Source organism: Tistrella arctica (assembly GCF_039630945.1).
GTDB classification, from domain to species: Bacteria; Pseudomonadota; Alphaproteobacteria; order Tistrellales; family Tistrellaceae; genus Tistrella; species Tistrella bauzanensis.
The window spans coordinates 797,413-822,827 of the sequence record NZ_JBBKTV010000001.1 but is presented as its reverse complement, the minus strand read 5'-3'; the positions used below and the strand labels follow the sequence as shown (position 1 = coordinate 822,827).

At 66.2% G+C, this 25,415-nt stretch carries 29 protein-coding genes; 2 read left to right on the top strand and 27 right to left on the bottom strand.

The annotated features are described in order from the left end of the window. Window positions 1-2 precede the first annotated feature (2 nt). From trbG to WG924_RS03725, 26 genes are all read right to left on the bottom strand, one after another. Window positions 3-995 (bottom strand): P-type conjugative transfer protein TrbG, encoded by a 993-nt coding sequence (gene trbG / locus WG924_RS03855; protein ID WP_345931674.1) that lies wholly within the window; start codon window positions 993-995, stop codon window positions 3-5. Beyond that, a complete protein-coding gene (gene trbF, locus WG924_RS03850; protein WP_345931673.1) occupies window positions 992-1,696 on the bottom strand; it encodes a conjugal transfer protein TrbF in 705 nt (234 codons plus the stop codon). Before trbF ends, trbG begins: the two co-directional genes overlap by 4 nt. Window positions 1,697-1,708: 12 nt before the next feature. Next, window positions 1,709-3,091: a P-type conjugative transfer protein TrbL gene (gene trbL, locus WG924_RS03845; RefSeq protein WP_345931672.1), complete on the bottom strand. Its 1,383-nt coding sequence runs from the start codon at window positions 3,089-3,091 to the stop codon at window positions 1,709-1,711. After that, window positions 3,088-3,417: a hypothetical protein gene (locus WG924_RS03840; protein WP_345931671.1), complete on the bottom strand. Its 330-nt coding sequence runs from the start codon at window positions 3,415-3,417 to the stop codon at window positions 3,088-3,090. The genes trbL and WG924_RS03840 overlap by 4 nt, the downstream gene beginning before the upstream one ends. A gap of 12 nt (window positions 3,418-3,429) precedes the next feature. Beyond that, a complete protein-coding gene (gene trbJ / locus WG924_RS03835; protein WP_345931670.1) occupies window positions 3,430-4,155 on the bottom strand; it encodes a P-type conjugative transfer protein TrbJ in 726 nt (241 codons plus the stop codon). Beyond that, window positions 4,152-6,608 (bottom strand): conjugal transfer protein TrbE, encoded by a 2,457-nt coding sequence (gene trbE / locus WG924_RS03830; protein ID WP_345931669.1) that lies wholly within the window; start codon window positions 6,606-6,608, stop codon window positions 4,152-4,154. Before trbE ends, trbJ begins: the two co-directional genes overlap by 4 nt. A 15-nt stretch (window positions 6,609-6,623) precedes the next feature. Further along, window positions 6,624-6,896, bottom strand: coding sequence for a VirB3 family type IV secretion system protein (locus WG924_RS03825; RefSeq protein ID WP_003291752.1), 273 nt, complete (start codon window positions 6,894-6,896; stop codon window positions 6,624-6,626). Next, window positions 6,893-7,276, bottom strand: a complete 384-nt coding sequence (locus WG924_RS03820; RefSeq protein ID WP_062800351.1) for a TrbC/VirB2 family type IV secretion system protein — start codon at window positions 7,274-7,276, stop codon at window positions 6,893-6,895. Before WG924_RS03820 ends, WG924_RS03825 begins: the two co-directional genes overlap by 4 nt. Next, window positions 7,273-8,325 (bottom strand): P-type conjugative transfer ATPase TrbB, encoded by a 1,053-nt coding sequence (gene trbB, locus WG924_RS03815; RefSeq protein WP_345931668.1) that lies wholly within the window; start codon window positions 8,323-8,325, stop codon window positions 7,273-7,275. Before trbB ends, WG924_RS03820 begins: the two co-directional genes overlap by 4 nt. Further along, complete coding sequence (locus WG924_RS03810) at window positions 8,322-8,786, bottom strand: CopG family transcriptional regulator (RefSeq protein WP_345931667.1); 465 nt, start codon at window positions 8,784-8,786, stop codon at window positions 8,322-8,324. The genes trbB and WG924_RS03810 overlap by 4 nt, the downstream gene beginning before the upstream one ends. Before the next feature lie 3 nt (window positions 8,787-8,789). Then, window positions 8,790-10,793 (bottom strand): conjugal transfer protein TraG, encoded by a 2,004-nt coding sequence (locus WG924_RS03805; protein ID WP_345931666.1) that lies wholly within the window; start codon window positions 10,791-10,793, stop codon window positions 8,790-8,792. Window positions 10,794-11,028: 235 nt separating this feature from the next. Next, complete coding sequence (locus WG924_RS03800) at window positions 11,029-11,292, bottom strand: EexN family lipoprotein (protein WP_345931665.1); 264 nt, start codon at window positions 11,290-11,292, stop codon at window positions 11,029-11,031. Further along, window positions 11,289-12,233 (bottom strand): LysR family transcriptional regulator, encoded by a 945-nt coding sequence (locus WG924_RS03795; RefSeq protein ID WP_345931664.1) that lies wholly within the window; start codon window positions 12,231-12,233, stop codon window positions 11,289-11,291. The genes WG924_RS03800 and WG924_RS03795 overlap by 4 nt, the downstream gene beginning before the upstream one ends. A 19-nt stretch (window positions 12,234-12,252) precedes the next feature. After that, window positions 12,253-12,708, bottom strand: a complete 456-nt coding sequence (locus WG924_RS03790; protein ID WP_345931663.1) for an NIPSNAP family protein — start codon at window positions 12,706-12,708, stop codon at window positions 12,253-12,255. A 57-nt stretch (window positions 12,709-12,765) separates the two neighbouring features. Beyond that, the gene (locus WG924_RS03785) at window positions 12,766-13,644 is read right to left on the bottom strand and encodes an SMP-30/gluconolactonase/LRE family protein (protein WP_372045120.1); all 879 of its coding nucleotides are present in this window, start codon (window positions 13,642-13,644) and stop codon (window positions 12,766-12,768) included. Continuing rightward, window positions 13,637-14,518, bottom strand: a complete 882-nt coding sequence (locus tag WG924_RS03780; protein ID WP_372045121.1) for an SDR family NAD(P)-dependent oxidoreductase — start codon at window positions 14,516-14,518, stop codon at window positions 13,637-13,639. The genes WG924_RS03785 and WG924_RS03780 overlap by 8 nt, the downstream gene beginning before the upstream one ends. 84 nt (window positions 14,519-14,602) lie before the next feature. After that, on the bottom strand, window positions 14,603-15,526 hold the full coding sequence (locus WG924_RS03775) for a LysR substrate-binding domain-containing protein (protein ID WP_345931662.1): 924 nt from the start codon (window positions 15,524-15,526) through the stop codon (window positions 14,603-14,605). 112 nt (window positions 15,527-15,638) lie between these two features. After that, on the bottom strand, window positions 15,639-17,624 hold the full coding sequence (locus WG924_RS03770) for a relaxase/mobilization nuclease domain-containing protein (protein WP_345931661.1): 1,986 nt from the start codon (window positions 17,622-17,624) through the stop codon (window positions 15,639-15,641). A gap of 448 nt (window positions 17,625-18,072) precedes the next feature. After that, window positions 18,073-18,672: a S26 family signal peptidase gene (locus WG924_RS03760; protein WP_154163146.1), complete on the bottom strand. Its 600-nt coding sequence runs from the start codon at window positions 18,670-18,672 to the stop codon at window positions 18,073-18,075. Next, window positions 18,669-19,202: a DUF2840 domain-containing protein gene (locus WG924_RS03755; protein ID WP_043371986.1), complete on the bottom strand. Its 534-nt coding sequence runs from the start codon at window positions 19,200-19,202 to the stop codon at window positions 18,669-18,671. The genes WG924_RS03760 and WG924_RS03755 overlap by 4 nt, the downstream gene beginning before the upstream one ends. Then, the gene (locus WG924_RS03750; protein WP_043376321.1) at window positions 19,199-19,483 is read right to left on the bottom strand and encodes a hypothetical protein; all 285 of its coding nucleotides are present in this window, start codon (window positions 19,481-19,483) and stop codon (window positions 19,199-19,201) included. Before WG924_RS03750 ends, WG924_RS03755 begins: the two co-directional genes overlap by 4 nt. Continuing rightward, window positions 19,480-20,118, bottom strand: a complete 639-nt coding sequence (gene parA / locus WG924_RS03745) for a ParA family partition ATPase (RefSeq protein WP_345931659.1) — start codon at window positions 20,116-20,118, stop codon at window positions 19,480-19,482. Before parA ends, WG924_RS03750 begins: the two co-directional genes overlap by 4 nt. Before the next feature lie 253 nt (window positions 20,119-20,371). Then, the gene (locus WG924_RS03740; RefSeq protein WP_345931658.1) at window positions 20,372-21,229 is read right to left on the bottom strand and encodes a replication initiator protein A; all 858 of its coding nucleotides are present in this window, start codon (window positions 21,227-21,229) and stop codon (window positions 20,372-20,374) included. A 26-nt stretch (window positions 21,230-21,255) separates the two neighbouring features. Continuing rightward, window positions 21,256-21,537 carry a helix-turn-helix transcriptional regulator gene (locus WG924_RS03735; RefSeq protein ID WP_003107109.1) on the bottom strand — a complete coding sequence of 94 codons (282 nt, stop codon included), beginning with the start codon at window positions 21,535-21,537 and terminating at the stop codon, window positions 21,256-21,258. An 83-nt stretch (window positions 21,538-21,620) separates the two neighbouring features. Beyond that, the gene (locus tag WG924_RS03730) at window positions 21,621-22,382 is read right to left on the bottom strand and encodes a DUF2285 domain-containing protein (RefSeq protein WP_345931657.1); all 762 of its coding nucleotides are present in this window, start codon (window positions 22,380-22,382) and stop codon (window positions 21,621-21,623) included. 309 nt (window positions 22,383-22,691) lie between these two features. Continuing rightward, window positions 22,692-23,042, bottom strand: a complete 351-nt coding sequence (locus tag WG924_RS03725; protein WP_034008069.1) for a DUF2958 domain-containing protein — start codon at window positions 23,040-23,042, stop codon at window positions 22,692-22,694. Between the two features lie 240 nt (window positions 23,043-23,282). Here WG924_RS03725 and WG924_RS03720 point away from each other — a divergent pair, with 240 nt between their 5' ends. Further along, window positions 23,283-23,588 carry a helix-turn-helix domain-containing protein gene (locus WG924_RS03720; RefSeq protein WP_128313424.1) on the top strand — a complete coding sequence of 102 codons (306 nt, stop codon included), beginning with the start codon at window positions 23,283-23,285 and terminating at the stop codon, window positions 23,586-23,588. Between the two features lie 63 nt (window positions 23,589-23,651). On the opposite strand, the gene WG924_RS03715 is transcribed toward WG924_RS03720, so the two are convergent. After that, the gene (locus WG924_RS03715; RefSeq protein ID WP_034032508.1) at window positions 23,652-23,966 is read right to left on the bottom strand and encodes a DUF736 domain-containing protein; all 315 of its coding nucleotides are present in this window, start codon (window positions 23,964-23,966) and stop codon (window positions 23,652-23,654) included. 814 nt (window positions 23,967-24,780) lie between these two features. Between WG924_RS03715 and WG924_RS03710 the strand changes: the two genes are divergently transcribed. Further along, window positions 24,781-25,299 (top strand): GNAT family N-acetyltransferase, encoded by a 519-nt coding sequence (locus tag WG924_RS03710; protein WP_345931656.1) that lies wholly within the window; start codon window positions 24,781-24,783, stop codon window positions 25,297-25,299. The last annotated feature ends 116 nt before the right edge of the window (window positions 25,300-25,415 follow it).

Sequence of the window (25,415 nt, the reverse complement as noted above, 5' to 3'; positions counted from 1 at the left end):
GGTCAGTTCCTCCGCGCAACGCCGTCCGTGCGCTCAATTCGCACCACGTCGCCCTTGTCTCCGCCCAGGCGCAGTTCGGCGGCGCCGAACAGCCGATCCACGATGTAGTACGGCGAGCGGAAGCGGTAGTTGACCAGTTGCCCGTCGCCTTCCGGCCCGATCACGAACAGCGGCGGCAGCTCGCCTTGCGCGATGCCGGCGGGGAACTGGATATAGACCTTCTGCCCATCGTCGAAGGCGCGCAGCGGCTTCCACGGCGGGTTGCTACCGCTGACCGCGTAGCGGAAGCGCAGGTTTTCCAGCGACAAGCCAGAGTCCACCGGCGCGGCGGCGCTGGCCGCCTGCGCCTGGCGCTGTAGCGCCAGCATCCGGTCGCGCGGGTACACCCAGGACACCGACGCCATCCAGGTCTTCTCGGTCGAGGCCAGCTCCAGCAGGTACGCCCTGCGATTGGTAGTGATGACGAGATTGGTCTTGAGGCCCGAGCGGATCGGCTTGACCAGCACATTCACGCGCAGGCCGGCGCCGCTGCCGCTGGACGTGTCGCCCACGATCCAGCGCACGGTATCACCGGCGGCCACCGTCACCAGCTCCTCGCCCGGCTGGAGCGAAATCACGGTCACGCGGCCCACGGCTGCATAGACTTGGTACAGCGCACCATCGCTATACGGCCACACCTGAATCGCGTTGACATAGCCCTCGCGCGTGGGCGCGACGCGCGCCTCGGCATTGGCACGCGAAACGCGCACCTTCTCGTCTGCTGGCTCCGGCACAGGCTTGGCGTCCTCGGCTTCGGGCAACGGCTTCAATTGCGCGGGCATCGGCAGCACCTCGGGCACGGCCACCACCTCCACCGGCGCGGGCGGCTCTGGCAGCGGCTGGGCCTGCACCGGCTCATTGAGTGAGATGGTCGGCGGCAGCTTGCCCTGCGTGGCGCAGCCCGCCAAGGCAAGCAAGATCACCGGCAAAGCGGAATTACGGAAAAGATCATTCATGGCTTGGTTCCTTCGGAAGAATCCAGTTCGCGGCTCCACGACAGGCCGTTGACGTAGATGCCCAGGGGGTTCTTGCGCAGGCGTTCTTCGGTGCGCGGCGGCTGGAGCACGATGGACACCACGGCCGTCCACCGCTCCAGACCCGCCGCGGCACCGTTGACGTAGCGCCGTTCCGTCCAGCGCACGTTGAAAGACGTGTCGCTGGCGCGCACGACGCTGGTGATCTGCACCGTCACCGACTCCTTGCCGATGCGCGCGAACGGGTCGTTGACCCGCGCGTAGTCGTTGAGCACGGCCGCGCCCTTGTCGGTCGTGTAGTCGTAGGCGTCGAGCCAGTTCTGGCGGACGACGATGGGGTCGATGGACAGCGAGCGCACCAGCGTCACGAAGCGCGCGATGTGGTGCGCGGTCTGCGCATCGTTGGGCCGGTACGGCGTGGCGGCTTCGCCGACCGCGCGTACCTGGCCCGCGTTGTCCACTTCCACGACGTAGGGCGTCACGGTGGACTGCGCCGAGCGCCACACCAGGCCGCCGGCCATCAGCAGCGCGAGCGTCAGGCACCCGAAGGCCATCAGACGCCAGTTCTTCGCCTGCACGCGCGGCGAGCCGATACGGTCGTCCCACACCTGGCCGGCAGCTTGGTACGGCGTGGCAGGCTGCGGCGTGTCGGCATAGCGCACCTGCGGTTTCTTGAATCGCATGGTCGGTTCTCCTTATGAATCGGAATCGCGCAGGCTCGGCCCCTGGCCGGAGCCGCCGCCATCGCCACCGCGCAGGGCGTGGGCGGTGGTGGTCGCGGCATGGGTGAGTTGCTGGCGGCGATGCAGCCGCTTGGCCCAAGCGGGTTGTGCATTGGCTGCGCCGGAGGTGGCCTCGCCTGTGGCGGCTTGGCTGGATGCTCCGGCTCCCCCGGTCGCGCCTGCGTCGGCCGCCTGGCCGTTCCAACCAGCGCGGAACGGAGCGGCCATGCGCTGACCGATCGCGGAAGCACGGGACGCTGCGCCGCGCCCGGCTGGCTGCGCGCCGGTCTTGGCGACATTGCCCAGGCCAGCCATCGCGCCCTTTGCGCCACCGCCTGCGGAGGCGGAACCAGCCTGAAACGCAGAGCGTGCGCTGCCGGCGGTCGAGGCGGCAGCACGCGCGCCGCTGCCGGCCAGCCTGGCGGCGGCAGGCGCCATGCGCGCCCCGGCCATGACCGCGCCGCCTACGCCGGTCGCGACGGCACCGACGGCAACGGCCGCGCCGGCGGCGCCGACAGCGGCACCGGCCATCGCACCCGCGCCGATCTGCGGCGCGCCGGACACCAGGCCCGTGGCGATACCGGGGCCGAAGATGCCCAGCGCCAGCAAGGTGAGCGAGGCCAGCATGATGACCAGCGCATGGTCGATGGACGGCTCGGCGGGATGGACTTGGAACTCGGCGAACAGGCCCGAGCCAATGCCGACGATCACAGCCAAGACCAAGACCTTGATGCCGGCGGACACCACGTTGCCCAACACCTTCTCGGCCAGGAACGCGGTCTTGTTCCAGAGCGCGAACGGCACCAGCACGAACCCGGCGAGCGTGGTCAGCTTGAACTCGATCAGCGTGATGAAGAGCTGGATCGCCAGCACGAAGAAGCACAGCACCACGACCAGCCACGCGAGGAACATCACCGTGATGGCATCGAGGTTCACGAACACCTCGGGGAAACCGGCCATCTCGCCGACTTGCTCCAGGATCGGCGCTCCGGCGTCGATGCCGGTCTTGGCGAGCCGGCCCGGCTGCAAGAAGTTTTCCATGGTGATCGCCGAGCCGGTGGCCGTCAGGCCCAGGCCGGCGAAGGAGCGGAACACGATGCCAGCCAGCCAGTTGAAGTTGCCGATGATGTAAGCGAAGGCACCGACGTAGAGCACCTTGCGCAGCAGCTTGGCGATCACGTCCTCGCCCTGGCCGGTGGCGTGGCTCATCGCCCAATACAGCCCGGCGATGGTCATGTCGATGACGATCAGCGTGGCGGTCAGGAAGGCCACTTCGCCCTGCAACAGCCCGAAACCCGAGTCGATGTAGGTGGAGAAGATGTTGAGGAAGCGGTCGATGATGGTCACGTCATTCATGGCGCGTCCTCTTGATCGGATGAGGCCGGCGATTCGCCATCGGCCGGTTCATCGAAACTCGGCGGGATCGGCGGCAGGTCGGCCAGCGTCTGGTATTCGTCGGGCCCGGTCTGGTCGGAGAAGAAGCGCCGCCGGAAAGCTTCGGCGGCGGCGCGGCAAGCGTCCTCGCCCGTGGCTTGCCGGTCGGCTGCGCATTGCGCGCGCAATGCCTTGAGCCGTACGGGATCGGCGGCCAGGGCATCGGCAAGGTTGTCGGCCGGCTGCTCGCTGCACGCGGCCAGCAGCGCCACAAGCAGCGAAACCGACAGGACGAGGACGCATCGCATGGCGGCCTCCCGTCAGTTGCCGTAGAAGTTCACGGACTGCGGCGTGTACGGCGTGCCTTCACCCAGGAAGCGCCGCCGCACTTCGCGGGCGCGCTCGGTGGCTGCCGTCTGCCGCGCCAGTTCCAGCGAGGCCGCCCGGTCCTGGGTGATCTGGAGCCGCTGCGCCTGGATCGACTGCTTGGTTTGCAAGGCCAGCAACTGGTTCATGGCCTGCATCGCTTGCAGCGCGCCTTCGGCCGACTGGCTCTTGTCCACGAGGTCGGCCAGCACGCTTTCGTCTTCGCCCAGGTTCTGCGACACCTGCGCCTGCATCTGCATGGTGGTCTGCAAGCCGTTGAGCGTGTTCCTCCAACGCTCCTGCGCATCGCGGTACATCTGGTCGCCGCTGACGGTGGCGGCGTACTGCTCGGGATACAGGCGCGCGAACTCCCGATCCAGATTCGTCACATCGTAGGCCAAGCCCCTGGCCTGAGCGATCAGCCGTTCGGTCGTCGCCAGATTTGCGCGTAGCTGGCCGACCACGCTGGACGGCAAGCTGGCCAGGTTGCGCGCCTGATTCATCAGCATCTGCGCTTCGTTCTGAAGCTGCCGGATCTGGTTGTTGATTTGTTCCAGCGTGCGGATCGCGGTCAGCGTGTTCTGCACGAGGTTCGTGGGGTCGATCACGACCCATTGCGCATGGGCGGTGGCGGTGCATAGCATGGCCGCGATGGCGGCGGCGATAAGACGCTTCTTCATGACAGGTTCTCCTGTGGGTTGTCAGTACGGAGGGAACCCGGCGCCTGGCCGGGGAACGAGGGCAGCAGGTCGGCCGCCCAATCAAGGCCGCGATGGCGCAGCCAGGCGCCCGCGAAGCCGGGCACGCCGGCGGCCAGCAGCACGCGGCCTATGTCGCGCTGGTCTTGCGGCGTGGACGCGCCCGCGAAGGCCAGCGCCGCCGGCCCCAGGTCGAGGTCGAACAGGCGGTTGCCGAGACGGGATTGGTAGTAGTAGTCGCGCTTGGGCTGCGCGGTGGCGACGATTTCGATCTGCCGCCTGTTGAGGCCGAAGCCCTCGTAGATCGTGCGAATCTGCGGCTCGGTCGCCTGCGGGTTGGCGAGGAAAATGCGGCTCGCGCAGCTCTCGATGATCGCGGGCGCGATGCTCGATTCCTTGATGTCGGCGAGGCTCTGCGTGGAGAAGATGACGCTGACGTTCTTTTTCCTGAGCGTCTTGAGCCATTGCCGGATACGCGCGGCAAACACCGGGTCATCGAGGAACAGCCACGCTTCATCGAGGATCAGCAGCGTGGGCGCGCCGTCAAATCGTTCATCGAAGCGCGCAAAGAGGTAATGCAGCACGGCCATGACGGCGGCCTTGCTGTGCATCAGCTCCTCCATCTCGAAGCACTGCACGTCGGCCATGCCCAGCCGGTCATGGTCGGCGTCCAGCAGCTTGCCGTGGGCACCGCCGAGCACATAGGGCGACAACGCCTGCCGCAGCGTGTTCGATTGCAGCAGCACGGAAAGCCCCGTCATCGTGCGCTGCTCCAACGGCGCACCGGCGAGGCTGCCGAGTGCTGACCAGATAGCCGCTTTCTCGTCGGGGCCAATTGCCACGCCTTCGTGCAGCAAGCGGCCTTCGATCCATTCGGCCGTCCAGGTGCGGTAGCCCTCGCGGTCGATGCGTGCCAAGGGCTGGAAGGCGATCTCGCCATCCGTCCCAAGGTCGTAGTGCTCGCCGCCCAGTCCGAGAACCGTGGCGCGCATTGAGCGGCCCATGTCGAACGCAAAGATGCGCGAGCCGCGATAGCGGCGGAACTGCATCGCCAGCGTTGCGAGCAAAACCGACTTGCCCATGCCGGTCGGCCCCGCGACCAGCGTGTGGCCCACGTCGCCGATGTGCGTCACCAGCCGGAACGGCGTGGCGCCATCGGTGCGCGTGACGATCAGCGGCGGGCCGTCCAGGTGCTCGTTCTTCTCCGGCCCGGCCCATACCGCCGACACCGGCATCATGTGAGCCAGGTTCAGCGTCGAGACGATGGGCTGGCGCACGTTCGCGTAGGCGTTGCCGGGAATCGAGGACAGCCACGCATCCACGGCGTTGAGCGTTTCGGGGATGGTGACGAAGCCGCGTCCCTGGATGACACGCTCCACCATGCGCAGCTTCTCGTCCGCCACGACGGCGTCCTCGTCCATGACGGTGACGGTCGCCGTCAGGTAGCCGAAGGCAACTTGGTCGCTGCCCAACTCCTGCAAGGCCGCGTCGGCATCGGCCGCCTTGTTGCTGGCGTCGGTATCGACCAGCGGGCTTTCCTGCTGGAAGATCGTTTCGCGCAGCAGCGCGATGACGTTCTTGCGCTTGGCGAACCACTGGCGGCGCAAGCGCCCCAACTCCCGTTCCGCCTCGGATTTGTCGAGGCAAAGAAAGCGCGTGCTCCAGCGGTAGGCAAAGCCGAGGCGGTTGAGGTCGTCCAGAATCCCCGGCCAGGTCGAGGTCGGGAAGCCCCGCACCGACACCACGCGCAGGTGATGGTCGCCCAGCATGGGAGCCAGGCCACCGACCAGCGCGGAGTCGGTCAGCAACGCGTCGATATGGAACGGCACTTCGGGCACGCCGACGCGATAGCGCCGCGTCGAGATGGTGGCGTGCAGGTAGGTCAGTGTCTGGCCGTCATCGAGCCAAGCGATTTCCGGCATCACGCCATCGAGCAGGTCAAAGACGCGATCCGTCTCCGCGACGAAGGCTTGCAGCCGCTCGCGCCAGTCCAAGCCATCGGTGGGCCGGTTCTCGTACAGCATCCCCGCCGCGCGGGCGCGCGATTCCTCGGGCGGCAGGTACACCAACGTCAGGTGGTAGCCGCTCTCGAAGTCGTTGCCCGATTCCTCGAAGGTGGCCCGGCGCTCCTCGTCCACCAGCCACGACAGCGGCTCGGGAAACTCCGAGTGCGGATAGTCGGAGGCTGCGCGGCGCTCGGCCTCGATGAACAGCGCCCAGCCCGAACCCATGCGGCGTAGCGCGTTGTTCAAGCGCGCCGACGTGGCAATCAGTTCGCCTTGCGTCGCGCTGTCGAGGTCAGGCCCACGAAACCGTGCCGTGCGCTGGAAACTGCCGTCCTTGTTCAAGATGACACCCGGCGCGACCAGCCCAGCCCAGGGCAGCCAGTCGGCGAGCAAGGCCGGGCGCTGGCGGTATTCGGCTAGGTTCAGCATCGCGTTGTCCTCCCCTTACACGTCCAGCAGCGGGCGATGCTTGATGTGCCGAGCAAAGACCTGCATGAACTGCGGATCGACGCGCGCTCCCCACACCGCCAGCGAATGGCCGACGATCCAGAGCACGACACCGGGAATCCACAGTTGAAGGCCCAGCCCGACGGCGGCGGCCAGCGTGCCGTTGGCAATTGCCACGGTGCGCGGCGCACCGCCCAGCAGAATCGGCTCGGTCAGCGAGCGATGCAGCGGCACCTCGAAGCCGGCGGCGAAGGTGTCCGGGGCACTCATACGACGGCCCCGCCGGAGAAGCTGAAAAACGACAGGAAGAAGCTTGAAGCCGCAAACGCGATGGACAGACCGAACACGATCTGGATCAGCTTGCGGAATCCGCCCGACGTGTCGCCGAAGGCGAGCGCGAGGCCCGTGGCGATGATGATGATGACCGCGACAATGCGCGCCACCGGCCCCTGGATGGATTCGAGGATGGATTGCAGCGGGCCTTCCCACGGCATCGAGGAACCGGCGGCCTGCGCCGTTCCGGCCAGGAACAGCATCAGCGCGGCCAGCAGCAGCCCTTGCCCCGCAGGGCGGGCCAGGCAGCGCAGCCGCGCAAGACGCAAAGCCGGATTAGCAGAAAAACGGAAAGCAGGAATGGTCATCTGCGTCATGGCAGTTCTCCAAGTGAGTCGGGGGATGGGGAAGTCGCCGCAGCGGGTGCGGCATTGGGAAGTGGCGGCAGCTCGGGAAACGGTGTTTCCATCGCGTCCGCCAGTTGGTAGCCCACGCCGTCGAAGCCGACGACGCGGGCGATGCTCTCGATGCGGCGCTTGCGCCCGCGTCCGGCGATGTGGATGACCACGTTGACCGCCTCGGCGATCAGCGCACGCGGCGGGTTCACCGCCACTTCGAGAATCAGTTGCTCCAGTCGCAGCAGCGCACCCAAGGCGGAGCCGGCATGGATCGTGGCGATGCCGCCGGGGTGGCCCGTGCCCCACACCTTGACGAGATCCAGCGCCTCGGCGCCGCGCACTTCGCCAACGACGACGCGATCAGGCCGCAGGCGCATGGACGAGCGCACCAGCTCGGTCATCGACACCACGCCTGCGCGGGTGCGCAGGGGAACGTGGTCGCGGGCCGCGCATTGCAGCTCCACCGTATCTTCGAGCACCAGCACGCGGTCGCCCGTGGCGGCGATCTCAGCCAGCAGCGCATTGGCGAGCGTGGTCTTGCCGCTGCTGGTGGCGCCGGCGATCAGCACGTTCTGCCGCTCGCGCACGGCGCGAACGAGAAAGCCCGCCTGCGCGCTGGTCATCATTGCGTCCGCGACGTACCGCTCCAGCGGAATCACGCCGATGGCGCGCTTGCGCAGCGCGAAGGCCGGCCCCGGCGCTGCCGGCGGCAAGATGCCCTCGAAGCGTTCGCCCGTTTCGGGCAACTCGGCGGACAACAGCGGCTGGCCGCGATGCACTTCCGCGCCAACGTGGGCGGCCACGAGGCGGATGATTCGCTCGCCGTCCGCCTCGGGCAGTTCCACGCCCATCGGCGCGCGCCCACTGGAAAGCCGATCCACCCAAAGGGTGCGATCAGGATTCAGCATCACCTCCACCACGTCCGGGTCTTCGAGCGCGGCGGCGATCAGCGGCCCCATCGCCGTGCGGAGCATCTGGATGCGGCGGTCGAGCGACGTGGCGCTCATGGACTGCGGAACGGCGCTCATGACGCACGCTCCTGCACTTGTGCGGCTGCCGCCGCGTCTTCCATCCGCATTGGGTCGGGATGCAGTTCCTCCACCACGTCGCGCACCAGGCTGCGGCCCCGCAGCAGGTGGCGGCCAAGCTGCTCGGTGAACTGCTCGAAGCGTGCTTTGCCCTGCGCGCGTGCCGCGTCTTGGTGCGCCTCGGGAACCGGCGTGCTGACGGTCAGGTAGTAGCGGATGAACAGCGCCAGCGTTTCGATGGCGATGTTCTGGTCGCGCTCCATGCGCTCCGCCTGACGCGAGAGGCGATCAAGCCGCTTGGCGATGGCCGCCTCGCGCTGATCGGCGGCATCAGGCGACAGCCACGATGCGAGCGCCGCCGCGACGATGGACGACTTGGACACGCCTTTCTTGGCCGCAAGTTCGTCCAGGCGCTTGGCGTGCTCCGGCTGGATGAACAGGTTGAGGCGGTATTGGCTCATGGCTCATAGCTCGATTCTGTCGTTGGGGTCGAGGGAAGCCAGCCGGGCCGTGCGCTGCATGGCCGGATCAAGCTGGCGAGGGAGAGGAAGCGGCAGGTCGTCGTCGTCATCGAGCAGCGCCAGGTCGGCCGCAGGCACCGCCAGCTCGGGGTCGTAGGTGACGGTTTCGGAGAGTTCGGGCTGACGGCGTGGGCCACCGTCGTCGGCCGAAGCTGCGAGGCCTTCGGCGGCATCGGTTGCAGGCGCGGTAGGCGTGGCGGGAATCGCCAAGCCGCCCCAGTCGTCCGGGCGAGTCGGCGGCGCGTCGGCGTATTGCCCGTCTGACAGCGGCGGTGGTGGCAGCACGCGGCGCTTGAAATTGCTGTCCGCGTAGTAGCGCAGTTTCTTGGCTTTGATCGGCGCCACGCTGGACACCATCACCACCGCCTCGTCGGGCGGTAGCTGCATCACTTCGCCGGGCGTGAGCAGCGGTCGGGCCGTTTCCTGGCGCGACACCATGAGATGCCCGAGCCACGGCGCCAGCCGGTGGCCCGCGTAGTTGCGCTGCGCGCGCAGCTCGGTGGCCGTGCCCAGCGCCTCGGAGATGCGCTTGGCGGTGCGTTCGTCGTTGGTGGCGAACGTCACGCGCACGTGGCAGTTGTCGAGGATGGAATGGTTCTGGCCGTAGGCTTTGTCGATCTGGTTGAGCGACTGCGCAATGAGGAAGCTGCGGATGCCGTAGCCGGCCATGAAGGCCAAGGCCGTCTCGAAGAAATCGAGCCTGCCAAGCGCAGGGAACTCGTCGAGCATCAGCAGCAGCTTGTGGCGGCGCTTGATGCCATCGGAGCCATCGAGCGATTCCGTGAGGCGCCGCCCGATCTGGTTGAGGATCAGGCGAATGAGCGGCTTCGTCCGCGAAATGTCCGAAGGCGGAACCACCAGATACAGCGACACCGGATGCTCGGCGGCGATCAGGTCGGCGATGCGCCAGTCGCAGCGCGACGTGACTTCGGCCACCGTGGGGTCGCGGTACAGGCCGAGGAACGACATGGCCGTGGACAGTACGCCGGAACGCTCGTTGTCCGACTTGTTGAGCACTTCGCGCGCAGCAGAGGCCACCACCGGATGCGGCCCATCGCCCAGGTGAGGCGTGGTCATCATGCGGTGCAAGGTCAGCTCGAAGGGGCTGGCTGGATCGGACAGGAAGTTGGCGACGCCGCGCAGCGTCTTGTCCTCGCCCGCGTAGAGGACGTGCAGAATGGCGCCGACCAACAGCGCATGACTGGTCTTCTCCCAATGGTTGCGCTTCTCCAGCGCGCCTTCGGGATCGACCAGGATGTCCGCGATGTTCTGCACGTCGCGCACTTCATGCGCGCCGCGCCGTACCTCCAGCAGCGGGTTGTAGGCTGCCGACTTTGGATCGGTCGGGTTGAACAGCAGGCAGTGGCTGAAACGGCTACGCCAGCCTGCGGTGATCTGCCAGTTCTCGCCCTTGATGTCGTGGATGACAGCGGACGCGGGCCAGCTCAACAAGGTCGGCACAACCAGGCCCACGCCCTTGCCCGAGCGCGTGGGCGCGAACGTCAGGACGTGTTCCGGCCCTTCATGCCGCAGGTACTGGTGATCGTGCTGGCCGAGGAACACGCCGGCAGGCTGTGTGAGGCCAGCCTTGCGAATGTCCTGCGCATTCGCCCATCGCGCCGAGCCGTAGGTCGTGACTAAGCGCGCCTGCCGTGAGCGCCAGACCGACATGGCGATGGCAACGACCACGGCGACCATGCCGCTGGTGCCAGCAATGGCACCGCCGGTGTCGAAGACCTCTGGCGCATAGGCCCCGAAGAAAAACCACCACTCAAACAGCTTCCACGGGTGGTAGATCGACGTGCCAAGAAAGTCGAACCAGGGCGAGCCAAGGCGTACTTGATAGCCAAGGGCTGCTGCTGTCCATTGTGTGGCTCCCCACACGCCAGCGATCACGATGCCGAACACGACGGCGATCTGACCGAACAGCACGTTCGTCCCTTGCATGACTTGGCCTCCGATTTTTCCTGCGCTGATTCCTCGTTCACACGCGGCACAAGGACGTGCCGCATGACGCGAGGATCAGTGCCGGGTCGGTGCCGGTCAAAGACCGTTATCGGGAGAAAGCTCTAGAAAAAGGAAAGAATTAGCGCAGCGTCGAGCCTAAGAAAAACGCCGCAAGCGCAGGCGCATTGCGGCGTGTATGGTGAGAAAACGGAATATGTTGTTGAATCGACCGCGATCAGAACTTGGGCAGGTCCTTCGGCGGTGTGTACGGGGTCTTGCCATCGCCGTAGAACCGCCTGCGTGTGGCTTCAGCGGCTCGATTGCACAACACGTCGCCCAGTCTGGCGCGATCGGTCTTGCACTGCTGGCGAAGTTCTTTCAACCGTGCCCGATCGCCAGCCAGTTCCTCAACGGTCGGCACGTCGGCCTGCTTGGGCGTTTCCGATTGGCCGCAGGCGGTCAGTACCGTGACCAGCAGGAAAGGAATGGTCTTGTTCATGACTCGGGTTCCTCCAGGGAGTCGGCATCAAGCCCTGGCGTGGGCCTGCTGCCTTTGGGTGGTTCGATGGCTTGCACGCGGTCGATGAAGCGGGCGAGCATTTCCGAAGGTTCGCCTTCCGGGCGCAACAGGTAGGTGGTCAGCAACGGTGCGCGGCCCGCGAGCGGTCGCGCAACCACGCCAGATTCCTGGCTGGCGAGAATGTGCGCGCAGCCCGTCAGGCCCAAAGCGATGCCTGCGGACACCAACGCCATCATCAGATCGCAAGACGCCACTCGCTCGGCCACCAGCGGCTCCATGTCCACGCGGCGCAGCACGCGATCGACTTGCCGCGCATGCCCTTCGCACGCCTGCGGATCGCACAGCACCAGCGGATAGCGCAGCAGTTCTTCCAGTGGGATGCGCTTGTGGGCCAACAGGGGATGTCGCGCCGGAACAGCCACCATGATCGGATCGTTCCAGACAGGCAAAGCCGCGATACCTTCTCCAACGTCATCGGCGCGGGCAAAGCCCAAGTCGTACAGGTCGCCGTGCAGCCCTTTGATCTGCTGCGACAGCGGCACCTCGAAGAAGCGGATTTCGACTTCTGGTTCCTCCTGCCGGCAGAGCGCCAGCAAGGCCGGTAGGCGCGATGGCGTAATGCCGTCGGACAGGGCAATGCGCAGTTGGCTATGGAAGCCGTTGGCGGCGGCCTTCACGCTGTCGCGGGCTTGCTGCAAGGCCGAGAAGACGCGCGGCACATGCTCAAAGAACAGCTTGCCCGCACGGGTCAGCCGAGTGCTGCGCGTGGTGCGTGCGAACAGCACCACGCCCAGTTCTTCTTCAAGCTCCTTGACGGCGCGAGACAGCGGCGACTGTTCGATGTGTAGCCGTTCGGCTGCGCGGGCGAAGTGGAGTTCTTCGGCTACGGCAAGGAAGCAGCGCAAGTGACGCAATTCCATTTCTTGAGCGCCGTATTGTTTATCGCCCGTACTCGATTGGGTTGGAATACGAAGTCAGCAGCATCACCCGCTCCTCAATGCGACCGACCATTTCGCCGTGCTCTTGCGCGCTTTGCTGCTTGATGCGATCCCATTCCGGGTCACCCATGAACTGGCTCCACTGCCGCTTCATGGTTGCTTCATCCGGCCATCTGATGACGTATACAAATTCGGTGCGTCCCTGGGACTTGGCCTCCCACATCGCAATGATATGGAAGCCATACCGTTTCATGATCCGCGCGGCGTGGTCGCGGAACCTGGCGTGAAAGGCATCCTTGTTCCTCTCGAAAATCTCGTAGATCCGCATCTGGTAGATTTCCTTGCTTGAAACAAAGTGCGAACTTTGTTCCCCCTGTAAAACTTGAGCACGTGCGGGCGTCATGATTTGCATCCCCAGCAATCCAATAATTAAAAAAAGAAATCGTCTCTTGAACATATGTTCTCCAATCTCATTCAATCCAATTCGACATGATCTTGATCTAGCGACACGGCATTACTCTTTAAACAAGTGACGTGGAATACCAGCGACTTCGGGGCGAATGGCATACAGATCCCCAGCGTCCGGGTAGACGCCCAGTTCCGCGGGCGTCATGGCAAAGCGTGCTGTGGTGATGAACAACGTGTCCAAATCGTCCCCGCCGAAGCAGCAACTGGTGGGACGGGGTACGGGCATGGCGACGCGACCGCTCAAACGCCCGTTGCGGTCGTAGTGCAGCAGGCATCCGCCGTTGAACTGACAGACCCACAACCCTCCGTCCCGATCCAAGGCGATGCCATCGGGACGCCCCAGGTCGGCCGGAGTCTCAGCGAACAGCGTCACAGCCCCAAGTACGCCATCGGCCGGATATGCCGCCAAAAAGATGGAGCGTGCCATGGAGTCGACGAAGAACAGCGTGCGCCTATCTTCCGACCAGGCCAGGCCGTTGGGCAGCGTCACGCCCCGGTGAATCACCTGGGCATTCAGCGCGCTGTCGTAGCGGTAAAGTGCGCCGGCCTTGCGATTCGGCCCCTCGTCCATGAGGCCGGTGACAAAGCGCCCCAGCGGATCGCAGGCACCATCGTTGAAGCGATAGCTCGCCCCCTCATGGACGGCGGCGGTGTGTCTGCACACCTTGCTAGTCTTCACATCAAACACGGCAACGCTGGCGTCTTCAGTGAAGATCAGATTGCCTTTATCGGTCAGCCCCAAGGCACCGATGCGCGCCGCCGATTGATGGACGGTCTTCACCTGTCCTTGCGGGCGCAGCACGTTGATCTTGCCGCCGGAGATATCGACGAAGTACAAAAGCCCCTTGTGCGCATCCCACACTGGACTTTCACCAAGATCGGCGCGGACATGGGCGATCTTGCGCAGGCCGTGATCGTCACGCATCGCCGAACTCCTTGATGCGATGCCAGTTCTGGGCGATGTCTTCCAAGCTGGCGCATTCGACCCGCGCCAGGTTCGTGGGGTAAACCACGCCCGGGTTCTCGCAAAAGCGGGTGGCAGTGAACTGGCCGTTGCTGGCGCGCAGGATGACGCCCGTGTCCTGGCACAACGGGCTGGCGAGATACAGCACGCCGGGCGCCACCCACTCCGGCTTGAGGTTCTCGGGTGGCTGCGTGATCCCCCACATGCGGGTCTTGGCAACAGGAGAGACCGCATTGACCAAGATGCCGTGCGGTTCGCCTTCCATGCTCAAGGCATTCATGATGCCCACCTGGGCCATCTTGCCGGCGGCGTAGGCCGCCAGGCCCGGCTGTGCGTACCGTTGGTACATGGCGCGGTCGGATGTATTCAGTACGACACGCGCCGACGAAGAGTGCTTGAGATGCGCCCAGGCGTGCTTGCTCAACCAGATTGGCGCACGCACGTTGATGCCAATGGCGCGCTCAAGGAAACCCTCTTCCTGCTCCGCAATCGGCTGATAGCCGACCCAGCCAGCGTTGTGGATCAGAATGTCCAGCGCGCCGAACTGCGCGATGGCCAGTTCCACGAGTTGCTTGCAGCCGGCCTCGTGATCCAGTCGCCCGCTGTGTGCGATCAATTGCCCTTCGTCGGCCAGCAAGGTGTGCGCCGCCTCGGCAATCAAGCCCTCATTGCCTCCCTCGCCAGCCCGATCCGTGCCCAGGTCACTGGCGACGACACGCGCGCCACGGTCAAGTAGCGCCTGCACGTAGGCCCGTCCAAGCCCCTGAGCGGCGCCGGTGACGATAGCGACCTTACCCTTGAAAATCGCATCTGTTTGATGGTTTTTCTGTTCCATCGTGCATCTCCGTGAACCGAAATGCCACGATGATGGAACGCGTCTCTTCGCCCGTAAAATATATTATTTGTACAGAAATAATATTTAAATAGTCTCAATTGCCGGTGCTGATGCCATTGCGTCGCGCACCTCGTCGATCAGCCTGTCTTGGATTACGCAGGGCGCGTGTTCGCGCCATGCCATCAGTAATTCCACATGCCGCAATGCGTCTGGCGCATCGACCTGAACAGGCCGGAACGCCACGTCCTTGCGGCCATCCTGTGCCAGTGAGGCTGGCAGCAGCGCAACGCCGAAGTCCCCAGCCACCAGAGCTACTAGCGTCTGTAGTTGCCGTGCCTGCTGGGCAATGCGCGGCACAAAACCCGCTGCCTCGCAAAGCTGGACGAGTTGGTCATGAAAACCCTGGCCCAAATGCCGGGGCGACGAGACGAAGGCGTCATCCTGAAGTGCGGCCAGTGGGACGGTCTTGCTGCTTGCAAGGCGGTGCGTGGCGGGCAGAGCCACTACGATGGGCTCGCGCAGGATGGGCACAAATCGCAAGCTCGGCGCCGTTCTGCCTGGCCGCCTCATGAAGCCGAGGTCTGCACGGCCATGCTCCAAGGCTTCGACCTGTTCCTGCGTCGTGGCCTCCTGCATCGTGAAGGACACTGCCGGAAATGCAGAGCGAAAGCGCCGCAGCGCACGCAGCAATGCGCTGTAGGGCGCGATGTTGATGAAGGTCAGGGTGAGATGGCCTTCTATGCCTTGTGCCACACGCCGGGTCTGCTCAACACTCTCGTCAAGCAGACTCAAGACTTTTCTGGCCGACTCCAGAAAGGCCGCGCCAGCAGGCGTAAGCGACACGCTGCGATTGGTGCGCTCGAATAGCGGCGCGCCGATTTCCTGTTCCAGCCGCCGAATCGCCTGGCTCAACGGCGGCTGCGCCATGTGAAGCCGTTGCGCAGCGCGGTTGAAGTGCAATTCCTCTGCGACGGCGATGAACTGGTGAAGCAGTCGGGTTTCGATCATAAGACTTTGTGAATATCACTAGTGATTCATTAATACTAACACAATATCGTTTATAGGCGTGTACAGTCGGCACTGCGCATCGGCATGCATCGAGGCGATGACGCAACGAAAATCATGAAATAGACGGCCCCCGCTGTCGCCCAATCTCCCACGACACCCCGCCACCACCGCGCACCGTCGCGGCGAGCTGCTGCCCCAGCCGCGGTTCGATCACCGGCTTCCATGGCAACAGCGAGAAACCCATCCCGTCATCAAGCATCGCGTAGCGCCCGCTGGCGAGCATGACGTTGCGCCGGTAGATACCAGCCAAGCGCTGTCCATCAGCCACGGGCCGATGCTCCAGTCCGGTTTCGACCTCAATGTCCTTGGCGGCCTGTGCCAGTTCGCGGCTGCGCAACGTGCCCAGCAGGTTGCGCGCCAGGATCACGCGCTGCCCGCGTCGCTCGGCCAGCCCCTGTTCGGCCAGGAAGTCGGCGCGCTGATGCATCGCCTGCTTGGCCTCGCCACCAAAGCCCAGGTCGCCCAGGCCCGAGCCGCCGCCGATTAACTGCTGGTCGAGCCAGGTGGCGCCGATCACGCGGGCCTGTCGCTCGATGGGTAGGTGCGATTTCAGTTCCACGGCCACGCCGCCCAGGCGTTGCGCGTCGTACTGACGGCCCTGCTCGGGCAGGTTGTCCGGCACCTTCCATAGACCTTCGGCGACACGTTCCACGATGCCGGCTCGGCGCAGGGCTTCGAGCCGGCGGACATGGGCGGCGACGACTTCCTGCGGATCGCGGCCCGGCACAGCCTGACCCTGCGCGATGGCGAGGTGGTGGTCGGTGCGGTACAGGCCATCGCTCGCCAGCGCGGCGATATTGCGGTCGGCCGCACGCACGTCGGCCGATCCCTTCACCTCCACCACGGCGCCGGTCGGATAGTTCGCCAGCTCGTCGCGGGCGTTGAGCGCAACGTAGTGGGCTTTGCCGTCCACCCCGTCGATGACCAGATAGCCTCGGTCGCGTAGCTCGTCGGCCAGCCCCTTCGCGGCCACGCGGCCGAGGATGGTTCGGCCATCGTCGCCCGGCTCGAACACCGCCAGTTCGCGCGGCTCGCCGCGCATGGCCCGCTGCATGGTGCGGATGATGTCGCCACGCTCGCCCAGGGCGCGCAGCGTCTTTTCCGCGTCGGCATGGACGGCCCAGGTGCCCGGCTGCATCTCGTCGGCCAGGCCCAGGCGCTGCAAGCGTTGCAGGCGGCCGATCAGCAGCAGGCGCTGGCGTTGCAACCTCGGCTCGTTGAGCCGTTCGACATGCACCAGGCTATCGTCGCCCAGCTCGCGCTTGAGCGTGCGATCCAGGCTCGTCCACCGCTCCTGATCCACCTCGCGCTGCAAGGTCTGCTGGATCTCCACCTCGGTGCGTGGCCCCAGCCATTCGGTCGCCAGTTCGGCGGCGCGATGGCGGAAGCCATCGGCGATGTAGTCGCCGGCGATGATGAGGTCTTTGCCGGTGTCGTCGCGCCCGCGCACGACGATGTGCGTGTGCGGGTTGTCGGTGTTCCAGTGGTTGACGGCCACCCAATCGAGACCTGTGCCCAGGTCGGCCTCCATGCGGCCCATGAGGTGCCGCGTGTAGGTGCGCAGGTCTTCCAACTCGGCGCCGTCCTCAGGCGAGAGGATGAAGCGGAAATGGTGCCGGTCGGCGGCGCAGCGTTCCTTGAAGGCGTCGAGGTCGGCGGCATCGGTCTGCGGCCCGTAGGCTTGGCCCGGCTCGCCATCGCGGCCCACGCCATCGCGCTCGATGTAGCGCAGGTGCTTGGCGAGCGACTGCGGGCTGGCCTGGCGCTGGTTGACCAGCAGCGTCTTGATGGTCACGCGCCGCGACATGGGCGTCAGCTTCGCCCCGGCGAAGCGCGCCGCCGTGTGGCCGCGCCCCAGGCGCGAGCCGGGCCGATGCCCGGTTCCTGCGCCCTTGCCAGCTCCCCCAGGACGGCGCACCGAGGACTTGCCGCTACTGGCCTTGCCGGTCTGCTTGAGCACCTTGGAAACGAAGCCCTGGCCCCGGTTCTTCGGGGCGCTGGGACGGATGTGGAAATCATCGTCGCGGCGGTCGGTCATGGCTGCGCCCCCTGCAAGCTCTGGCATGTCCGGTCGTGCGAAGCACGCGGCCATGCCTGCATTGGCGCGGGCCTCGCGCCCCAAGCGGCACGGCGGCGAAGCCGCTCCGTGCCGCACCACCCCCATGTGCAGACTGGCTTTCGATGCGGCCCGGTGCCGCGTCCTTTTGTCTTGCCTTCCGCCTTTGCCCCTCGCTGGCGCTCCGGGCAGCGGCGGCCCGGCGGCGCTGCTGCGCGAGCAGCCAGCGCGCCGGCGAACGCGGACACGGCCGCAGGCCGGGCGCGTTCGAGGCAAGACGCCTGCACGTTGGATGGCTGCGCCGAAGGCAACGCGAAGTGCGGCGCGAATGCGCTCGCACTGCACGCGCGACGACACGGCGACGAACGGCAGAACGACACGCCCGATGGCACGATGAGATGCACGGCGACGTGCAGCGAGTCGGCGGCCATCATGGGCGGGACTCCAGCCAGACCGGATGCGCGACGCCGATCACGGCGGATGCGCTGACCGGCCCGAAATACCGGCTGTCGAACGATGCAGGGTTGGTCACACTGAGCAAGAACAGTTCGCCGGGTTCAAGGCGGCGGCATTGCTGCCAGGATGGCAGCGGCCGGCCCCAGCGGTCGGCAGGCAGCACGGCGGCCGAAGGCACGCCGTCGATGCGGACAATGTCGCCAGCGATGCACACTTCCTGCGGCGCGACGGCGCCCACGCGCTTGAGCAGCGGCACGCGCGCCGGCAGGTAGCCGCGCTGCGCGGCCAGCGCGGCGGCATCTGGCGGCAGCGTGGTCAGGACGATGCTGCCCACGGACAAAGGACGTGGCAGCGAGTCGGTGCCGTGGCCCTGCGGATCGACGCGATACCAGCCGACCGCCACGCTGTCGGACGGGTTGTAGATCAGGCGCGGCAGCGGATGCACGAAGGACGCCCAGGCCAGCGCAGCGAGGCCGCAGGCGGACAGGCCCGCCAGCACGATGCGAGCGCGCAGGCGCGAGTGAGGACGCGGCGGAATGCCCGCTGCACCGGCAACGGCGGATGGAAGCGTCATGGCAGCGCCCTCCCGGTCAGCCAGGCGGCGTGCCGCTCGGCGGTGTATTCGGGCAGCGGCAGGCGCGCAGCGAGCCGGTTGGCGAGCGTGCGCCAGTACGCGGGCGAGGCACCGACAGGTGCGATGCCCAGCGCCTCGATGGCGTCGATGCGCTCCAGCACGGCGCGCACCTGATTCTCGCCCTCGGCGTGCAGCAGCAGGCGTGCGCCCGGCTGCACGCCGGGAATGCGCTGCGCCGCATCGAGCGGCGTGCAAGCCTGCATCACCATGAGCTGCCAGCGGATCGTGCCGTAGTCGTTGGCCTGCCAGCGGATGCGGCACAACATCGCGCCCGGCAGGAACACGGCGCAGCGCCGCCAGCGGTCGAGCTGGTGCGTGCGCGCAGGTTCGCCGAAGCGCAGGTAGAGCTTGAAGCGCGGTTCGATGTAGGCCAGTGCCACGCGCGTCAGCGGCGCCCTGGCAGGATGGCCGGAAGGAGCTGCGAGCGCAGCCGTAGCCGCGCCAGCGGCAGGCGAAGCGGATGCGGTCATGGGGTGTTCTCCCTGCGATGCTCGGGAAACTCCCGCTCCAGCAGGCCGCGCAGCAGATCGGCCACGGTCACGCCTTGCGTGAAGGCCGACACCTTGATGCGCGCGCGCAGCGCGGGCGTGATGTCGAGGGTCAGGCGGGCGGTGTAGAGGTCGCCCTTGTTGAGCGCATCGGCGTCGCCTTGGCGAATCCACGCCTCGGCGTGCGGATTCGCGGGCGGACGCGCGCCGATGCCGACGCGCTTTGCCGTGCGTCTGCTGTTCGGTGGCGGCTTCTCGGTCATGTCGGCCACCGCAGCAGTTCGTCCACCAGGGCGGTGATTTCACGCGCGGCGGCGCTGTCCGGCGCCGTCTCGCGTGCGAGCCGACCGGCGGCCACGCTGTCGGCGAAGACGATGCGCTGGCGAACCTCGGCGCGCAGCGCCGGCAGCGGTTGGTCGGCCAGCGACTGCCGCGCCTCGCGCCCGATGATCGTGGTGCTGACGCGCCGGTTGATGACGAAGGCCGCGCGCAGCGCAGGCCGGAACACCTGGGCCTCGCGGATCAGCGCCACCATCTCGGCGCTGGCCCACAGGTCGTAGGGGCTGGGTTGCACGGGGATCAGCACGCGCTCGGCCGCCAGCAGCGCGGAGCGCGCCAGTGCCGCGATGCGTGGCGGGCCGTCGATGATGACGTGATCGGTTCGCCTGGCGAGTTCTGGCGCCTCTTGGTGCAGCGTTTCGCGTGCGAGGCCCACGGCGCTGAAAAGCCTTGGCAAGCCTTGCTGGCTTCTGCGCTGTGTCCAGTCCAGCGACGAACCCTGCGGGTCGGCGTCCAGCAGGACGACGTGCTGGCCGCGCATCGCAAGCTCGCCGGCGATATGCGTGGCGAGCGTGGTCTTGCCCACGCCGCCTTTCTGGTTGAGCAGAGCGACGATCATGACGCGGCCCTCCGTGTTGGAAAGCCGGGCTTTTGCTGCTGCGCTTGTGGCCGCGTGGTGGTTGTCCACCGCAGCGGCGTTTCCCTACTAAAAGTTAGAGAAATTAAGTTAGGGAAGTTAGAGGGCGCGCAAACCCAATGCTGGCGCGGGTTTGCGGCCGATCGGCACGCCTGATAGCACGATAGTCCCACGCCTGATAGCACGATACCCCGCACGCCTGATAGCACGACACCATCCACAGGCTTTCCCGGAGTTATCCCCGTGCCGTATGCGGCACGGGTCGGAACGTCAGCAGCTCCATGCCGCTGTCCGGCATCCGCTCGATGCCCAGGACGTAGCCGGGCAGCGACTGCCGCGCGACCAGCGCGCGCAGGTCGCAGGCGAAGTCGTAGGGCTTCGCAGTGCTGCCGGATTTCTGGTGCAGGTAGCGAAAGTCGAACTGCCAGCCGTATGCCTGCTTGCCGCCGTGCTTGCGCACCAGGCGGTACAGCCAGCGCTCGATACCGCCGGTGAGCCGGAAATACGCCGGGTCGATGGTCAGCACCAGGGCGGCGTCGAGCACGCCCGCATAGAACCAGTCGGGCAGGATCAGCTCGATGCCCAGCGGCGTGCCGCTGGCGTCGGCCAGTTCCTTCCATTCGTTGATCCACGAGAAGCGGTGCAGGCGCCGCCCGGTCGTCTCGCGGATGGACGTGGCCACCGTGGTCGATTGCAGGCGATCCAGCGCGGCCTTGAGGCGCTGGTAGTCGCGCAGCGACTTGCCTCGCCCGATGAAGCGCAGGATCTCGTAGGGCGTGGCGCGCATCAGCCGCGACGGCCGCAGGCCCGCGTCCTTCGCTTCCACGATCTGCGAGGCCGCCCATATCAGCACGTCCGCATCCCAAATCGTGGCGATGCCGTGCTCGGCTGTTCCCTCCACGCGGATCGTCACGTTGCCCGCACAGAAGTCGATGGGCTTGACCCGCTTGGACTTGCCGAGCGAGAAGAACGGATAGGCCATCAAGTCCTGGCTGTCGCGTGGCGCCATGTCGCCGGGCAAGGCGCGGAACAGGTCGAGCTGTTCGCGCTCCTGCAACGGCCGCTGCCGGGGCGGCAGCGCAGTGCTGGACATGGCGATGGCCTGCCGCGCGCCGCCGATCAGCGCGCACGACTGTCGGCCGAGTGGTGCTCGGCGTATTCGGGATCGGAAGTCGTCTCGAAACTGCGGTCGGCAGCCCAGGCATCGAGGTCGGCCACGGCGTACATGACGCGACGGCCGAACTTGCGAAAGCGCGGGCCGCCGCCGATCACGCGCTGCTTTTCCAGCGTGCGCGGCGACAGGCGCAGGTACTCGGCGGCTTCGTCGTTGGTGAGATAGCGTTGTGGCTGCGCGGCAGCGGTCGAGACAGTGGCGGCAGGCCGCAAGGGAGCGGGACGCATGGTGTGAACCTCCATCGGTTGAAAGCGCCCGGCCACACAGCGCGACCGGATGGAGGCAGTCTCAAGAAGCGAGGGGTTTTAGATCAGGGCCGTTTTGCGTCCACATCAAAACGACCCTTCTCAAGCGGCGGAAGCTGTGCTAATCGGCGGTAGCCGCCGCGCATCAGCGCATCGCCGCGATGCACCAGGCGGCGCACCTTGGAGCGCAGCCCGCCATCGCTGTACCAATCGGCTGCGGCATCTACGCCGAACAGTCCTTCCGCGACTTCACGCAAGGACGCGCCCGCCAGGGTCGCGTCGAGCGCCTGCAAGCTGTGCAGTTCCAGCAGCGCGGTAGGTGTCGGCCTGGGCTTGGCGGCCGCCAGTGCCGCTTGGAGCGCATGACCGCGCGCAGGTGCGGCAGCCTCGCCGCGGTGGGCATAGGCCACGGCCATGCCGTCTTCCAGGCCGGGGGCGAGCGCGAAGCGCAGGCAATGACCTGGGCTGCGCGCGATCAGCGCCAGCCCTTTGCCGTCATGGAGCAGTTGCTTGTGACCGGGGATGCGCCAGAACGCGAAGGTCGCCGCATCCTGTGGCGGATCGGCATCGGGGTAGAGCTGCACCACGGCGGCATGGCCGGGCAGCCAGGCCGGATGCGCGTCGCGCGCATCGAGCGCCGGGTCTTCCAGTAGGCGCAAACCCCAGCGATGCGCCGTGTCTGGCCCGCGATGACGGCGAAGCCAGTCGAGCCGGTAGTCGGGATGCCTGCGCAAATACTCCCAAGCGAGCGCGAGCGCATCCAGCCAAAAGACATACAGGTATGCGGCAGTCGGATACCAATGCGCGAGGTGATTAGGATTGACCATGGCGCCTCCTCCTGCGAACAGGACTCGCCGCCACGGAAGAACTACGCGCTACATCGCCATCGTCAGAGCGTCATGGGTTAAAAAGGCGAATGGGGTTGTCAAGACCGATTGGCTCCGATGCGTTGCGATATTCGTCTCAATGATGCGGCGGCAGCGCCCCGAACTTGGAGTGCTGCACAGGCCAGCCTGCCGCAGCCCGCGCTGGGCATCATGTCTATTTGGATCAGACTGGTCGGGCTACGCCGCAAGAATGCTGATTAAGACCTGCCCGGTATGACGCCAGACTGAAAAAGTCACAGTCGGCCGTATTCAGTCCGGGATCGCGCCGTCGCGCTCGGCCAGCCGGGTGTACTCCGACAGCGTGCGTGTGGGGCGGAAATAGCGGTCGCGCAGCACGGGCTGCTGGCGCGGCCCGACGATGCCGGCCAGCTCGGACAGCTTGACGGTTCCCTGCGCCGGCATCCCGATTCCCAAGTCGATGAGACCCCAGGCGGTATCGCCATCGGCGGGATCGAGTGCGGCCAGCAGCCAGGTCACATGCGCGTCCGGCGTGAACAGCCGCACCACGGGCACCGGGTCGATGGCCCGGCCAGCGGCGCGGGCCTCGCCGTTGGCGAGCAGTTGCGCGCGCTCCGGGACGGTGGCGAGTGGCTGGGGCATGGTCGGCAATCCCACAAATCCAATGATGCACGGATGCGGTTTCACGCCCAAGCGCAGAACCGCCAAACCGGATTTACGCCTTCGTGCGCAAGCACGGATGCGCCTGCGTGGCTTTGCCGGAACCCGCCGATGCGGATTTCCGTGAAGGCACAAAAACGTAGAACACCAAATGAACACTATAGATTGTAGCTCTATAGGGCGCAATGGGCTGTCATCTTGGTTTTTCGAGGGAAACCATAGGTGGCGGCTGGGAACTCATTGGCGAAGGCGTTGAAGACAGTCAGGAAGGCGCGTGGCTTGAGCCAGGAAGCCTTCTCTGACGTGTCCAGCCGTACCTATATGAGTACCCTGGAGCGCGACCTGAAAAGCCCGACCCTGCACAAGTTGACCGAGCTATGCGAGGTAATGGAGATCCACCCGCTCACGCTGCTGACGCTGGCCTTTGCGGGCGACAGCCCGCGCAAGGCCGACGAGCTGCTGGCGCAGGTGCGCCGGGAGCTGGAGGCGGTGTTGAGCGAACGCGATGCGGCGAAGCCGCGCGCGTGATGCGGTGATGTGCTGCGAACAGCAGCACAGCGCCCCGCCGCGATGGGCGGGGCGCTGCGGCGGTCACGCCGCCTTGGGCTTGCTGCGCGACCAGATCAGGTCGTGCGTGCCGTCCTCATTCTCGATCAGGCGGGCATAGACTGTCGCCGGGAACGAAGGATCGTCGAGGGATACGGACACGTAAGGCCGCCCGGCCTCGCTGGTCTTCTTCCACGCCGCGCCGATGTCGTGGCCGGCCGCCTGAAGGCGGAAGTCCGGGGCGTTCTCGGTGTCGCCCTTGTCGTTGGGAACCAGCTTGACCTTGACGTTGAGCGTCAGGGTGCGAAGCGTGCCGGTGAAGCCGTCTTTGTCTGCGGTGAAGGTGCCGATGTTGGCCATGATGATTCTCCTTTCGGTTGAACAAGATTCGCGCCCATCGCGTCCTTGTTGTGATCCGGCCGGCGGGGGACGGGCTGGCTGCACCGCTTGCGGTCGCAACGCAGTGGAGAGCCGGGAGGCGAAAAGAATTTGCCGCGCGAGGAAGCCGCGTAGCGGCGGGGAAATTGTTTTCGCCGGACGGTTGCAGCCATAAGCCCGAGGCGCAGCCGCGCCACCGCCAGGATTCACAACGAGACAAGGACGCCTTGGGCCGAACCGCTCCGAAAGGAGATGGGGCCGACTCGGCATCCCCGCCCGAAGGCTTCTCCGGCTCGCCCGCTGACGCGGGCCAGGTCAACCACCCGACGACAGGCGAGAACGCCCCCGCCGCACCTGGCGGCGCCGCTCTTGAGGCGTGGCGTGGAAGCTCCATAGCGATGCCGGGCGGGTTGTCCGTGAACCGTCCTTCGTGACGTGATGGGCAGGAACCGCCAGCGTTGAGGACGGCACGCACCTGCACAACCTGCCGCAGCGAGCGCCAGCGTGTTCGCCAGCGCCCCGCCCATCGCGGCGGGGCGCTGGCCGGGCCGATCCGGCGCAGCCGGTTCGGCGGCATCGAGGGGCGCCAAGCATCGCGCGGCGGGGATAGCCCGCAGGGCTTTCCCCTGGAGGCAAGCGAAGCGCGCAGCGCCGCAGGCGCGAAGGCGTGAGGGATTGAAGCCGAATGGCCGTGACAGCGAAGTCGGCACGGGGCGCAGCCCGAAAGCCCGGCGGCGCTGTGCGCCGACACGCCCAGGCCGTTCTATATTTTCAGGAAGCAATCGAAGACAAGCCCATGACCCTCCAGCTCCGACACGAAACCCCGGACGACATTGCCGCCATCGAGGCCGTGACCATCGCCGCGTTCGCTGATGCACCACACACCAGCCACACCGAGCAATTCATCGTGCGCGCCTTGCGTGCCGCCAACGAACTGACGCTTTCCATCGTGGCCGAAGAACATGGGCGCGTCGTCGGTCACGTCGCGCTGTCGCCAGTAACGATCACCCATGAGCACGGGCGAAAGACCGAGGGCTGGTATGGGTTGGGGCCGATCTCCGTCCTGCCGCCAAGGCAGGGGCAAGGCATCGGTTCGCGCCTGATGGAACAGGCGCTGTCTGAACTGCGGGCTATGCAGGCCGCAGGCTGCGTGCTGCTGGGCGATCCAACGTACTACACGCGCTTTGGCTTCCAGGCCCATGCGGGCTTGCAACTGCCGGGCGTGCCGCCCGGCTATTTCATGGCGCTGGCCCTGCATGGGACAGTGCCGGAAGGCATCGCGCACTACAGCGATGCCTTCAACGCCGCCGCCTGAGCCAGCGCGAAGGCGGCGGCGTTTTAATTCGGCTATTGGCCTTGAACACCGGACGCGGCCACTGTCGCACCCGGATTTCGCGTCCACCGCGCCCAGGGCGGAACGGCCTGGGCGCG